Annotated in this window: 9 protein-coding genes; 2 read left to right on the top strand and 7 right to left on the bottom strand. The window is 48.7% G+C overall.

Annotation, left to right across the window (positions count from 1 at the left end; translation table 11 throughout):
* Window positions 1-5 precede the first annotated feature (5 nt).
* Window positions 6-2006, top strand: coding sequence for a methyl-accepting chemotaxis protein (locus tag MHI12_RS01875; RefSeq protein ID WP_405171347.1), 2001 nt, complete (start codon window positions 6-8; stop codon window positions 2004-2006).
* Window positions 2007-2115: 109 nt separating this feature from the next.
* Here MHI12_RS01875 and MHI12_RS01870 read toward each other — a convergent pair whose 3' ends face one another.
* Window positions 2116-3312: a DUF2087 domain-containing protein gene (locus MHI12_RS01870; protein WP_405171346.1), complete on the bottom strand. Its 1197-nt coding sequence runs from the start codon at window positions 3310-3312 to the stop codon at window positions 2116-2118.
* 274 nt (window positions 3313-3586) lie between these two features.
* A complete protein-coding gene (locus MHI12_RS01865; protein WP_405171345.1) occupies window positions 3587-5560 on the bottom strand; it encodes a methyl-accepting chemotaxis protein in 1974 nt (657 codons plus the stop codon).
* A 266-nt stretch (window positions 5561-5826) separates the two neighbouring features.
* On the opposite strand from MHI12_RS01865, the gene MHI12_RS01860 reads away from it, so the two are divergent.
* Window positions 5827-7227, top strand: a complete 1401-nt coding sequence (locus MHI12_RS01860) for a serine hydrolase (protein WP_405171344.1) — start codon at window positions 5827-5829, stop codon at window positions 7225-7227.
* A gap of 168 nt (window positions 7228-7395) precedes the next feature.
* Here MHI12_RS01860 and nagZ read toward each other — a convergent pair whose 3' ends face one another.
* From nagZ to MHI12_RS01835, 5 genes are all read right to left on the bottom strand, one after another.
* Entirely contained in the window at window positions 7396-9114 is a 1719-nt protein-coding gene (nagZ, locus tag MHI12_RS01855) for a beta-N-acetylhexosaminidase (RefSeq protein ID WP_405171343.1), read from the bottom strand.
* Window positions 9115-9145: 31 nt separating this feature from the next.
* Window positions 9146-10342 carry an exo-beta-N-acetylmuramidase NamZ domain-containing protein gene (locus tag MHI12_RS01850; RefSeq protein WP_405171342.1) on the bottom strand — a complete coding sequence of 399 codons (1197 nt, stop codon included), beginning with the start codon at window positions 10340-10342 and terminating at the stop codon, window positions 9146-9148.
* Window positions 10342-11052 (bottom strand): hypothetical protein, encoded by a 711-nt coding sequence (locus MHI12_RS01845; protein WP_405171341.1) that lies wholly within the window; start codon window positions 11050-11052, stop codon window positions 10342-10344. Before MHI12_RS01845 ends, MHI12_RS01850 begins: the two co-directional genes overlap by 1 nt.
* Window positions 11053-11484: 432 nt before the next feature.
* Complete coding sequence (locus MHI12_RS01840) at window positions 11485-12594, bottom strand: ABC transporter ATP-binding protein (protein ID WP_405171340.1); 1110 nt, start codon at window positions 12592-12594, stop codon at window positions 11485-11487.
* A 43-nt stretch (window positions 12595-12637) separates the two neighbouring features.
* Window positions 12638-13471: a carbohydrate ABC transporter permease gene (locus MHI12_RS01835; RefSeq protein ID WP_017691096.1), complete on the bottom strand. Its 834-nt coding sequence runs from the start codon at window positions 13469-13471 to the stop codon at window positions 12638-12640.
* Between the last annotated feature and the right edge of the window lie 56 nt (window positions 13472-13527).

The raw sequence follows: 13527 nt of genomic DNA, 5'->3' as shown, positions 1-13527 counted from the left end.
TGTGTATGAAAAAAATTCGTAAACAAGGGGTCAAAAGAACAATGCAGATGAGAGAGAAACTGATTTTGTCATTTGCCATTGTATTGCTCATTCCAACCATTAGTCTGGGCATTATCTCGTTCCAAACAGCTGATGCCAAGGTTGAAGAGAAAATGTATGAGAACGCGATTAGCAGTGTTACTGTGCTCAACCAGACCATTGACCAGATCATTGGTGCAACACGCAAAAATGTTGATTTCCTGGCAAGTCAGCTGGACGCAGGCAATGTCGGATCCAATCAGGGTGACGAAACCGATACCATCCGTACCTTGCTCGACGCGTATAAGGAAACCCATGATGACGTGGAACTTGCCTCCATCGGTACCGATCAGGGCGTGTATATTAACTCCCCTGTAACTGCGGTGAACAAAGAAGGATATGACCCGCGCGAACGCCCGTGGTATCAGGCTGCTACACAGAACAAAGATGTCCCTACCGTAATCACCCCCTACTTATCAAGCAATACCGGCAATGTTGTTGCTTCGGTAGCTCAGACCTCAGCGGATGGCCATGGTGTCGTCTCTGTCAGCCTGTCGCTTGAAGCCCTCTCGAAGACGGTTAACTCCACGAAGATTGGCGAGAAGGGTTATATCTATATCATTGATAATGCCAATAAAATCATTGTACATCCTACCGAAAAACCGGGGACCGAAGGAACCATGGCACCCTATAAAGATATTTTTGCAAAGAAAAACGGAAGTCTGACCTATACACTAAATGGAAACCAGGAACACGCCTTTTTCTCCACCAATGAAACGACGGGCTGGACCGTGGTTGGTGTCATCGACAGTGGGGAAGTGACGGCTTCTGTCCGTCCGATCCTATACACCACACTAATTGTTGTAGCGATTGCAATTGCGGTGAGCTCCATTATTATTTTCTGGATTGTGCAATCAATCACCAAACCACTGAACCGCTTGGTGAAGGCATCTGACGAAATTAGTAATGGTAATCTGAGCATCGAAGTTGCTGTATTAGGACAGGATGAATTCGGCAAGCTGAGCACCAGCTTCAATAAGATGAGCGAATCCCTGCGAACCGTTATTCAGGACGTGCGACACACGGCTGACGAGTTAACCGCCTCATCCACACAATTGGCAGTCAACTCATCGGAGACAACCAAAGCAACTGAGCAAGTCGCCCTGATCACGGAAGAATCCGCAGCTGGACTTGAGAAACAAACAAGCAGCCTGAAACATACAGCACTACAGATGAATGAGCTTGCTGGAGGTGTAGGACAGGTAACGAACAGCACACAGCAAGTATCCGAAGCTGCCATGCAAGCAAGTGAGCTCGCGGATAAAGGGAATGCCACCATGCAGACGGCCGTATCCGAGATGAGTTCCGTGAGTCGCTTTGTGCAAGGTATGGCAGATACTGCTGGACGACTTGAACAGCATTCCACATCCATTGGTGAGATGGTATCTGTCATTACAGATATCGCTGCACAGACCAATTTGCTTGCTCTCAATGCTTCCATTGAAGCAGCACGTGCAGGTGAGCATGGACGCGGCTTCTCCGTAGTTGCCAGCGAAGTCCGCAAGCTGGCGGAACAATCGAGCCTGTCCGGCCAGAAGATTGTAGAGATGGTCGGAGCGATTCAACAGGAGATTTCAATGGCCAATCACAATGTACAGATCGGGCAACAGGATGTAAGCAACGGCATTCGTGCCGTGCAGTTTGCAGATGAAGCTTTTGCCCAGATTAGTGAGGCTGTTGGGGTCGTCAATCATCAGCTTGAGAACATTGCAGCCGCCTCACAACAGATGTCTGCAAGTACAGCCGAAGTGGTGCAATCCATTGATCAGATCCACGCCATATCGGAAACCAATGCCGATGGAACGGAGAACATCTCTGCTGCTACGGAGGAGCAAGTGGCTTCCATGCAGGAGATATCTTCCTCTGCTGATTCCCTTGCCCATCTGGCTCACAAGCTGCAGAAGCTGGTGGAACAATTCAAGCTGTAATCTTATATAACAAGTAGTCTGTAATACCAAAAGCCCCTTTGCCATCACATTGGCAAAGGGGCCTTTGGGTTATGAAGGGCCATGAAATTTAGAAAGGAGAATGTCTCTCCTATTCAGCAGATTTCTTTTTATCTCCGTGGTACCCTTGATCTCCGTAGGGCTCTAACTGTTCAAACCAGCGATTCAGACATTTGGCGAGTGCATCTTTGGGATCGTAATACGGGTTATCGTCTTGCTTCAATGTCTCCAGCACCTCGATCACAAACGCAGTCTCTCCATATTCATTCCATTCAGCCTGCAATCTTCGATTCAGATGGCTCCCCATCTGTAACATAAACCGTTGTCCGTTAATGGTTTTCAGGTTAAGTGTGCTGTCGATATAAACTTTGCCGTTACGTTCATTCCGAATCTGGTAGACGCCCGCTTCCGTTTTAACTTCTTTGGCCTGTTCCTGCAATTCTTTGCGACGATTCATCTTCTCCTGCTCCCCCTTTTCTTTGCGTTCCTGTTTTCCATCTCCGGCGATCTGTTGATCTGCGCTGCTTGCCAGCCAATACTGACTGCCGTCTGGCTCACGTTCCAGCAAACCATAGTCGACGAGATACCTCCGTATTTCCACGTAATCATCATTAACTTCATTCAGCAGCTCATTGACCTGTTTTTCGGTATATTTGCGCTCTGTATCGAATCGTTTGGCAATCTCGGTGAGCACAATATATTTATGCTTTTGCTGCATATGAAACGTCGTCAGTGGACCGCCGGTACCCTCTGGAAAATACTTATTCAGCACCTTCTCCCGATCCTGTTCTGTAATATCAAATGAATCACGACGGATCGTATGTCCATGCCTTGTCACCGGTGACACCCATTCGGCTGGAGCCTGGGTATCCTTACTTTTGAGCAGTTCCATTAATGCCAGGAATATCTTGGCCTGCCGTTCCTTCTCCTTCAATACAAACCGATGATTCCGGATCGTGGAAGCACTCCCGATACCAAGGGCCATCTGTACTTCAGCATCCTTCTTGCCTTCATAGAATTGTGATAACAAGCCCCGCTGGACATCAGACAATCCGGTTACGCTTTTATCCAGCTCCAGCAAATATTCAAATACCGATCCATGAACCTTCTCAATATGCACTCGCATATAACGGGCTGCCTCATAGAGCACTCCATCTTCAGGATAGATAATCCCCGCTTCCGTCCTGTATCCGCAGCAGACACATATATAGGCGGGCCCCTCCTCCATATAACCACGCTTGATCTCTTCCAATGAAGCTGTTTGCAACCAGGATTCCGATGATTTCATGTAAAAGCTCCTTTTTATCATTCTTATGGTCATTCTAACCGTATATTAATCAAATATTTTGTAATTATGTTTGTTTATTTATAGATATAATATATTTTTGTTTATTGTATGTCAATATAACGGAAAAGAAAGCTGTGTTTAAAGACATAACGGTTGCCCCTTGTTCAACAGAAAAAGACCGCAGGGTCGCAACCCTGCAGTCTCATCGCAGAAAGGGCATTTCAGCACCTTCCTTAAGTATTCATCATGACTCATTGTCTCATTTCAATCCCAGTTACAACTTAAACCGTTCAATCATGCTTTGCAGATCTTCAGCCATACGTGACAATGCTGCAGAAGAAGCTGCAACCTCTTCCATTGTAGCCAACTGTTCTTGAGCTGCCGCTGATCCATCTTCCGTTCCAGAGGCAATTCTGTCCGAAAGAACCATTGTATCACTTACTGCCTTGTTGATATGACTCATGCCCCCATCAATTTGACGGGAAGCCGTGGATACTTCTCCAGCTTGTGCAGCCACCAACTGTACCGCAGTACGAATGTTATTGAATGCTTCGCCTGCTTCTGTAACCATCTGCGAACTCTTCACCATACCTTCTCCCGTACGGGCAAAAGTGGATTGCACCGCATTGGTTTTCTCCTGCATCTCATGCATAAGCTCATTAATCCGCTCGGCTGATGCGCCTGAACTGTGAGCCAGTGTCTTCACTTCGTTGGCTACGACCGCGAATCCGCGCCCTTGCTCGCCAGCTCTTGAAGCTTCAATGGATGCATTCAATGCAAGAATGTTCGTCTGCTTGGCAATGGCCGTAATCTCGGCCACAATCACAAGAATCTCTTCATTTTTCGCGCGCAGATCCTCAATGACCACAGACATGGCTTTGCTCTCATCATTCACCTGCTGAATATGGGTAACCGCTTCTTCTACTGTAACCATACCCGCTTCCGACTTGGTGGAAGCATCCAGAGCGATACGAGCGGTGTCTTCAGCACTTGATGAGATCTCTTTGACTCCAATGGACATTTCGCCCACGAGTTGACCTGTAGCAGCAAGACTATTGTTCTGCAAAGTCGTTCCCGCAGCTGCATCCTGCATCAGTTCGGCCACCTGTTCTGTGGCTTTGGATGTCTGCTCGGAACTTGCCATCAGTTCTTCAGAAGATGCCGCCAACTGGCTGGACGTATCATGTACTTCTCCAAGCACACTACGTAGTGAAGTCGTCATCGTGTCGAAGCTTTCCCCGAGCTGTCCGAACTCATCCCGGCGCTGTAAACCTACCCGAACGGTGAGGTCCCCGGCGCTTACTTTGGATGCTGCCTGCGTTAATTGCAGCAATGGCCGGTGAATGCTGCGGATAATGAATATAAGCAGAATCAACCCGATAACCAATGCAGATGCCACAATTGTAATTGAACGGATCAAAATAGGCCTTACCGCTTCACTTGCTTCGGAAGGAACCATCTCCCCAACAATTTTCCAACCTGTCACCGGATTGGTGAAATACACAGCTTCCACTTCGTGACCATCATATGTATACTTCACCGTTCCACTTTCCTTCGTATACATCTCATTGATGTAAGGTTGATCCGACTGTGTACCGGATTCAATATTATAGTGGAACAGGAATTTACCCCCGTTATCCAGCATGTACAGTTTGCCTTCTTTACCAATACGTATCTGATCAACGGATTCTTTCAGATGATTGAGACTGACATTGGCCCCGAATACCCCTTTGCCATCAGCCAGCTTGGCAGCCGCCGTTACGACCCATTCACCTGTCGTGGCCGACTGGAATGTATCCGAGATTACAGGTTCGTCCTGAGACATGCCCATCGTATACCATGAACGTTCACGCGGATCATAGATCTGTTCCCCGGGATCAGGAGATTTCATCCAGCTGCCATCTTCCGCACCTGCGGTGAGTACACCCAGTTCCTTATGATTCTGAGACATCCGATCCATCTGCCTTTGCAATGCAGGGGATTTATTAATAATATCGTTTGAAGTAATACCCGCAGCCATCTGCGCTGCGTTATCCTTCTCCATATCCAGCATTTGATTTATCTGCAGACTAAGCATTTCTGTTTTGGCTTGTGCGGAACGAATAATTTCCATTTTAACCTGGTCAGCAGCTTTTTGATAAGACAACCAACCAACAGTAATGCTCGGTACAATCAGGAACAGGAGCAATGCAGCGATCAGGCGTTTTTTTACGGTTAAAGTAAACCAATTTCGAATCCTTTTCTTCATATAACTATCCCCCATCATAATCTTCACCCATCCTTTTATCGGACAATCGCTGTAAAAATATTATGTATAGATACTAAATTAGAATAAATTTAATCTTTTCAGTCAGTTTAGATGGATTCACCTAATCCTTCTATTCGTTTTGACCCCCTTAGCGAGATCGTTTACAATGCTCATAAGCTGGTTATTCATGAAACGATTGGAAGGAGAGGATTCAAATCTTACGCAAGGCAAATGAAAGGCAACATGTTTCCACTGTATATTCATCCATGTTCCGCATTCTGTTAGCGCTCATCCTGTGTGCAGGCCCGATTCTGGGACAAGCTGGTATTACGGTATCCGCAGCGCAGGCGACGCAAGCAGTTCACATTGAAGTGAATGGTGAGCAACAATCCTGGAAAAACGCACCACTTATAATCAAAGGCTCAACTTTTGTTCCACTACGGGATGTGGTCACATCGGTTAAAGGCACGTTGAAATGGGATAATCGTACCAAGACGGCTACCATTACCGTTGGCAGAGACAAGCTGATCCATCAGGCTGGCAGCAATTCCATTAAAGTAAACAAGGTCGATCTGGCTACAGGTGTGAATTCACGTACCGTTAACGGTACGTTGATGGTACCTGTCCGGGCCATGGCTAATGCAATCAAAGCAGACATCAAGGTCCAACGTACAGCCACGGGGCAGATGAGTGTAAGTATGGTCACTGATCAAGTCAGCCTGCTGAACAGCGAGGTTGCCAGCGTTGATACGTATCTGCGCGAGATCAACTATCCAGGTATGGCTCTGATCGCCCGCGATGGTGAAGTACTTCTAAAGCAAGGCTACGGACTTGCCGATGAACTGACGCTGAATCGCCCGGATCAAAAGACCCGAATCGCATCGCTGAGCAAATCCTTCACGGCCGCGTCCATTCTGAGTCTCGTGGAGGATGGTAAGATTAATGTGCAAGATCCAATCTCCAAGTATATCTCCGGTATACCAAAGGGAGATCAGATCACGCTGCATATGCTGTTATCCCAGACTTCAGGTCTGCCATCCGCATTTGGTCGGGGTGAAGGAACTTCTATGGAAGAGACTGTAGAGGAGATTCGCCACAAAACGCTGAAGTTTGAACCAGGAAGTGCCTATCTGTACAGCAACAGCGGGTATGTTTTACTTGCATACGTCGTTGAACAGGTATCTGGCATGAGTTATGCCGACTACGTGCAGCAGACGATACTGAAACCACTTGGTATGAAGAATTCGGGAGAGGCCTCCCGTAAAGTGCACACGATTAGTGGTTTTGTTCAAGAAGATAACGCATGGGTAACTGCACCTTACTATGTGTCTCAATCCGGATCAGGAACCATCTATTCCACGGTGGACGATATGCTGAAATGGGATCGTGCGTTGTATACAGACAAGATTCTGAGCCAAGATACGATTGAACAGATGTATGAGCCTTATTCTGATAAAAACTATGGCTACGCCTGGATTCTCAAAGAGAATGGCGCAAACCGTACCGTCTTCCACAACGGTAGTGGTGGCGGGTTTGCCACAGCCTTTTCACGTAATCTGTCCGATGATATCACGATTATCCTGCTCGGCAACCACGCAGGTATGGACATGACTTCACTTTTGGATGAAGTTGAGGCACAGACAGCCAAAGCACTGCAATTGCAATAATCTATAATTAATAGCTTATAATGAGCAAAGAGACGGTCCTTTAAAGGATCGTCTCTTTGTGTTGTATATGTTCTCATTTTAACGACTCACACTTCCGTTTCGCTCAACCCACAATTCATCTCTTCTTCATCCTGCACAAGGCGGATTAACTCATATTCTTATCACTGCCTAGGAGACATCCACTCTTTCATCATCCGTCTGCTTTAACGTTACAGGAAGTTTCCCCGCAAAAGGAATGCGCCCCATCAGCGCCTGAGCGACGCTATCCATGGCAAGTGGCCGGCTCTCGTAAGCCGCTACATAGACCTGGGCATCCGGGAGCGCCAGCAGATCATAGGGGCTTCGCAATGCCACAACAGCCAGTGGTTTGCCCAATTGCTGCAACCAGCCAATCAGCCTGCACTGTGGATCGCCGGAGGGGCTTCCCGCATTGTAGGTTCCCAACACAATCTGCCGAATGTCATCAGCTTCCGCCGCTTGAAGCAGACGTGCGGAACGAATGGCAACGTCCTCGGGCGTGACCGTCAGATCAACAACATCCAGACCATAATTGGATAAGGCTGAGCCCAAGGTGAACATCTGATTCAGCTGTTCGTCTGCAATTGTCGTCACGGACGTGGCAACCGTTATGACCAGTGTGCGTTCCGACTTCAAAGGCAGCATATTCAGCTGATCGCGCACCAGTGTGATACTATTCTCGCTAATTCGGCGGGCAACCTCTTGGTGTAATGAACTGTTGCGCTCCGACGGACTGGATAGAGCAGGAGCGTTGAATGCCTTTGGCAATGATGCATTCGATACTGCAATATTCACTTCCTCATCACCTGCACCACCCGTTTCACTCTCCAGTAAACCACGCTTCGCCTTGTACATCAGCAAGCGATTCACCGACTCATCAATACGTCTCTCGCTAATTCGCCCGCTCCCCACAGCTGCTAACAATGCTTCAAATGCTTCTGCCTGAAGCTTAGCCGTATGGCTAATTAACACCAGATCTGCCCCGGCCTCTACCGCCATTACGGCTGCATCGACAGTGCCATAGTTCACGGCAATAGCATCCATCTCCATGCAATCTGTCACGATCATGCCCTCATAACCCAGTTCCTGGCGAAGCAGACCGCTTAATACGGTTTGCGATAGCGTTACGGGCAGACGCTCTGGCTCCAGTGCAGGGAAATAAATATGCGCCGACATCATGGCATCGACACCTTCGGCGATAGCGGCTCGGAATGGAATCAACTCCAGACGCTCTACCCGTTCACGATCATGAGTGATGATCGGGAGGTCCAGATGAGAATCGGTATCCGTATCCCCATGCCCCGGGAAGTGCTTGGCTGTCGCTGCAATCCCAGCGTCCTGTATTCCCGCAATGGTCCTGGCCCCATATTCTGCAACGAATTGTGGAGATTCGCCGAATGATCGCACACCGATGACCGGATTAGCCGCGTTATTGTTCACATCCAATACCGGAGCAAAGTTCATGTTAATGCCCATGGACTTCAGCTCCAACCCACTGATATATGCCGCATGATACGCATCGTCAATGGAACCGGCAGCGGCAATGGCCATTTGTCCAGGCATCAAGGCGATCCCTTCGGTGATTCGAGCAACCATGCCGCCCTCCTGATCAATGGAGATCCATAGCGGCACATTACCACTGCTTTTGGCAATCTGCTGTAACCCTAACGATAACCGCTCTACCTGCTCTGGCGACTCAACGTTGCGCGCAAAATAGATGACGCCACCGATTGGATACTTTCGGAGAAAGGATTCCACATCGCCAACAGCTTCGGTGCCATGAAAACCACAAAGCAGCATTTGCCCAACTTTCTCACGCAAAGTCATCTGTTTCAGCTTCGACTGGTATAACTCTTTTGGCCCACTCATTTCATGCCTCCCTCCGCTAACAAACATCCGTTCATTCATATAACAAAAACGGCTTTCGCCGCTCCTTCCATTCCGCTGCCTGTACATTCCACGCTTCGATTAAACGAACAAAGCCCGCCCGGTCATGGATCGTTTCCCTGACTTCCTTACCCCCTGCCAGCAGGTCGATAAAGTATCTTGAACCCGGCTCTGGTGGCTCCAGCCAGCAGAATTGCTCCGGATAGAGTGAAACCAGTTCATGCAAAAGCACCAGCCCTGTCTCTACCGCACGGAATTTCCTGCTGTCCGTTACAAAAATCCTTACGCCACCACACAGCTCACCTGCATATTTGGAGAATGTTGGCGACATGTACACCGAATGCACATGCACACCTTCCAGCTTGTATTCCCGAAATCGTTCCGCCAAACGCTCACCCTCAACCCAGGGGGCTCCAATCCACTCGAATGGGCGGGTCGTGCCCCTGCCCTCCGATACATTAGTGCCTTCGAACAGGCACGTACCCGCATATACCCGCACACTGTCCAGCGTGGGCATATTGGGAGAGGGTAACATCCAGGGAAGGCCACAATCCGCATACTCCATGGAGTGCTGCCATCCTTCCATGGCAACCACGTCCAATTTGCAAGGTACATCCATCTCGCTGTTGACCATCAGGGCGAGTTCACCTATCGTCAATCCGGTACGTACAGGTACACGCCAAGCGCCAACGAGTGATTCATACCCCGCGTTCAGCACACCGCCTTCCACAACGTTTCCACCCAGCGGATTGGGACGGTCCAGAATCAGCATACGTTTGCCTGCTTCAGCACAGGCATCCATCATTTGGAACAAGGTTGAGGCATACGTGTAATAACGGATGCCCACATCCTGAATGTCGAACAGCACCGTATCCACTCCAGCCAGCGTTGCAGGCGTAGGTTTCTTGTAATCTCCATACAGGCTGAACACCGGAATGTCCAGACGTGGGTGAAGCATGTCTCCGAATCTGACACCCGCCTGAAGCTCTCCATCCAGTCCGTGCTCACAGGCATAGAGCGCTGTAAGCTCGGTATTAGCCAGTCCGGCGCACACATCTATTGTCGATACAAAATCCGCTGTAATACCAGTCGGGTTTGTAATTAGACCGATTCGGTTACCCGTTATCCATGGATGCGATAGCCCTCTGGACAGAAGATCAATTCCCGTTTTTACAGCCGGGATCTGCTCGGTCCCATTCAACTGGCCCATCACACATTCCCCTGGCTGATCCAGCCTGTATGCTGGTGATCATTACCACCTGTTACGACAGGCTCTTCTTCAGGCTCCAGCACATTAAGAGCAACCTTATGCTGATAGATGGCAAACATACCTCCAAACAGCGCTCCGAAACCAACGACAGTTAGCATCAGCAACGCAGTCAGGCACATGGCCTGAAAACAAGCGCCCATCGTGTACCCCGGGTGACGGAAGAACAGCTTTACACTTTCCCCCATCGCCTGAACGATGCCCATGTTTTTTTGTAAAACAAGCTGCCAGGTATAGAACTGTGACATCAGCGCCATGAGAACAAAGAATGTCTGGAACACGCTCACAGCTGTACCTGTAATTCCACCCTGTCCACCGTAATACCACCAGGTTGACCATAGAATGAAACCAAGCACTGTGAAAAGCACACCCACCGATCCTCCCGGGATTATTCCCTTCAACGTTCCGATCCAAATATCCTTAAGTCCATTGCGCCGTTGCTTACGTTCCAATCTGTGATGCACGGCATAACAAACACCGAACAGGATGGGCATATATATCAAGGCTAGGAGCAGTATAGCGATCGGCAGCGGAGCAAACATCAGAATGGGAACCAATAGGATGGAACTAACGACACTGTACAAGGCCACCGGAATAATATCCCGATAGATTTCCGCACCCGACTTGATCAATACTTCACTCAGCTTACGCATTTTTATTCTCCCTTCTATATAAGTTGAGCTAAACATTTTACACGATAACGGAGAAAACAGAACAAATCTGGAGAAGCGAAGCGTTCGCCCACAAGAGCTGTCTTAAAAGGGCTCCCATTTGGGTTGGCTTGGCCGCACCACCGGTCAGTATGTTGTACCAAACTTGTAACGTGCTAACGAATCTACCGCACCTTAAACGACGGATTTTCGAGGCATCCCAATTGTAACGAACTTCAGTGCCGTTATTTCGGTACAAATAAGGCGTCAGAGCCTAAAAAACAACATCTTCGAGTAAATAAAGTCTCTGTGATTCGTTACATTTCAAACCGGTACAAATGGGAGCCAATAACGTGTGTAAGGTTCCTTAAAACCAAATGATAACGAGCAAAGAATAGTACAGATTCACGCTCATTGCTTTTAGAACAGCCCCGCCTACTCCCGTCCGATCGCAAGCTCCGTTTCTGGATCAAAAAAGTGTGCCTTACGCAAGTCCAGCACAAACTTTTTGTCCATTCCTACATAAGCATGTGTTTCCGGGTGGACCTTGGCCGTAACAGTACGGGCACCGGAATGGAAATATACCAAATTCTCGGAGCCCAGATGTTCTACAACCTGAACCCGCGCCTGCAGCATGTGGTCTGTCGGGATATTCGGAGCGACATCATCTCCAAAAATATGCTCTGGACGCAGACCCATAATCACCGGCTTGCCTTGATGACTCTGAAGACGAGCGAGTACATCTGCTGGCAAGGTGAATGATGCACCGTCCACGACAACCTGCGTGCCTTCAATCCGGGCATCAATGAAGTTCATCGCCGGGGAACCGATAAATCCGGCAACAAACATATTCCGCGGACTCGCATACAGTTCTTTTGGTGAAGCCACCTGCTGAATATCTCCATGATTCATGACCACGATGCGTTCCCCAAGTGTCATGGCTTCTACCTGATCATGCGTCACGTACACAATCGTGGCACCGAGACGTTTATGCAGCTCACCCAACTCCACCCGCATCTGTACCCGCAACTTGGCATCCAGATTGGACAGTGGTTCGTCGAATAAAAACACTTGCGGATCACGGACGATCGCCCGTCCTACCGCAACACGCTGGCGCTGACCACCAGACAGCTCGCGTGGTTTGCGCTCCAGCATCGCTTCCAGTCCCAGAATGGAGGCCGCATTCTGCACCTGTTCATCAATATAGGACTTTGGCTTTTTCAGATTTTTCAGGCCAAAGGAAAGATTCTCGCGGATGGTCATATGCGGATAGAGTGCATAATCCTGAAACACCATCGCAATATCGCGATCCTTCGGATGCAGATCGTTAACAAGCCGGTCACCGATCACAATATCACCGCTCGTTTGCTTTTCAAGTCCGGCAATCATCCGCAGTGACGTTGTCTTGCCACAGCCCGAAGGACCCACAAACACTACGAATTCCTTATCTTCTATAACAAAGTCCGAGCCGGCCACAGCCGTGAACGTTCCTTTATGATCGTCTTTGAATTCTTTGCGCACTTGGCGAAACTCCACGCGTGCCATAGGTAGATCCCCCTTTACGTTGTCGCTTGTCCTGAACTAACAGTTAACCTTTAACTGCACCAATCGTAATGCCTTGTAGGAAATAACGTTGCAGTGAGAAAAACAGAATGATCATGGGCAGCGCACCTATTGTTGCCCCTGCCATCATTGCGCCGAAGTCCGTTGATTCGGCAAATACGAATGATGCCAGCCCCACCTGAATGGTACGCATCTCGTTGGAATTGGTAATGAGGAACGGCCAGAAGAATTCATTCCACGAAGCCACAAACGTGAATATCGCCAGCACCGCGATTCCCGGCTTTGCCATCGGCAGAATGACTTTCCAGAAGATACCGAATTCACTACATGCATCGATACGTGCCGCATGGATCAGAGATGTAGGCAGCGTAGACATGAACTGTTTCATCAAGAAAATGTTGCCCACACTAACGGCAGCAGGCAGAATAATGGCCGTATACGTATCTCCCAGGTCAAACACGTTGACCATCAGAATGTACAAAGGAATCAGTGTCACCTGTGCCGGAATCATCATGGTCCCAAGCAAGGTCCAGAATACCGCCTGACTACCCGGAAACTTCAGTTTGGCAAACGCATATCCCGCCAGGGAGGCGAAGAATACATTTGTTACGGTCAGAATGATCGAGATGAGCAGCGAATTGTACAGCCAGCGCCAGGCATCGGTTTTGGCAAAAAAGCGCTCATATGGTGATAACGACAACTGCTCCGGAATCATCTGTGGTTTAAACGAAGCCGACATCGCACTATCCTGCACCGAACCAACGAGCATCCAATACATCGGAATGACCGTCACCAGCGCCCAGACCACCAGCAGAATGGATGCAACAACGAGCAGGATCTTTTTCTGTGTTGATTTCATGGATTTCATTCACCCCCGGATGCTTAATGCAACGTGCCCTAATAGTACGTGTTTTG

The sequence above is a fragment of the Paenibacillus sp. FSL H8-0280 genome (assembly GCF_045040665.1).
In the GTDB taxonomy this organism is placed as follows: domain Bacteria; phylum Bacillota; class Bacilli; order Paenibacillales; family Paenibacillaceae; genus Paenibacillus; species Paenibacillus xylanexedens_A.
The sequence above is the reverse complement of the archived record's forward strand: the minus strand, read 5'-3'. Positions and strand labels throughout refer to the sequence as shown.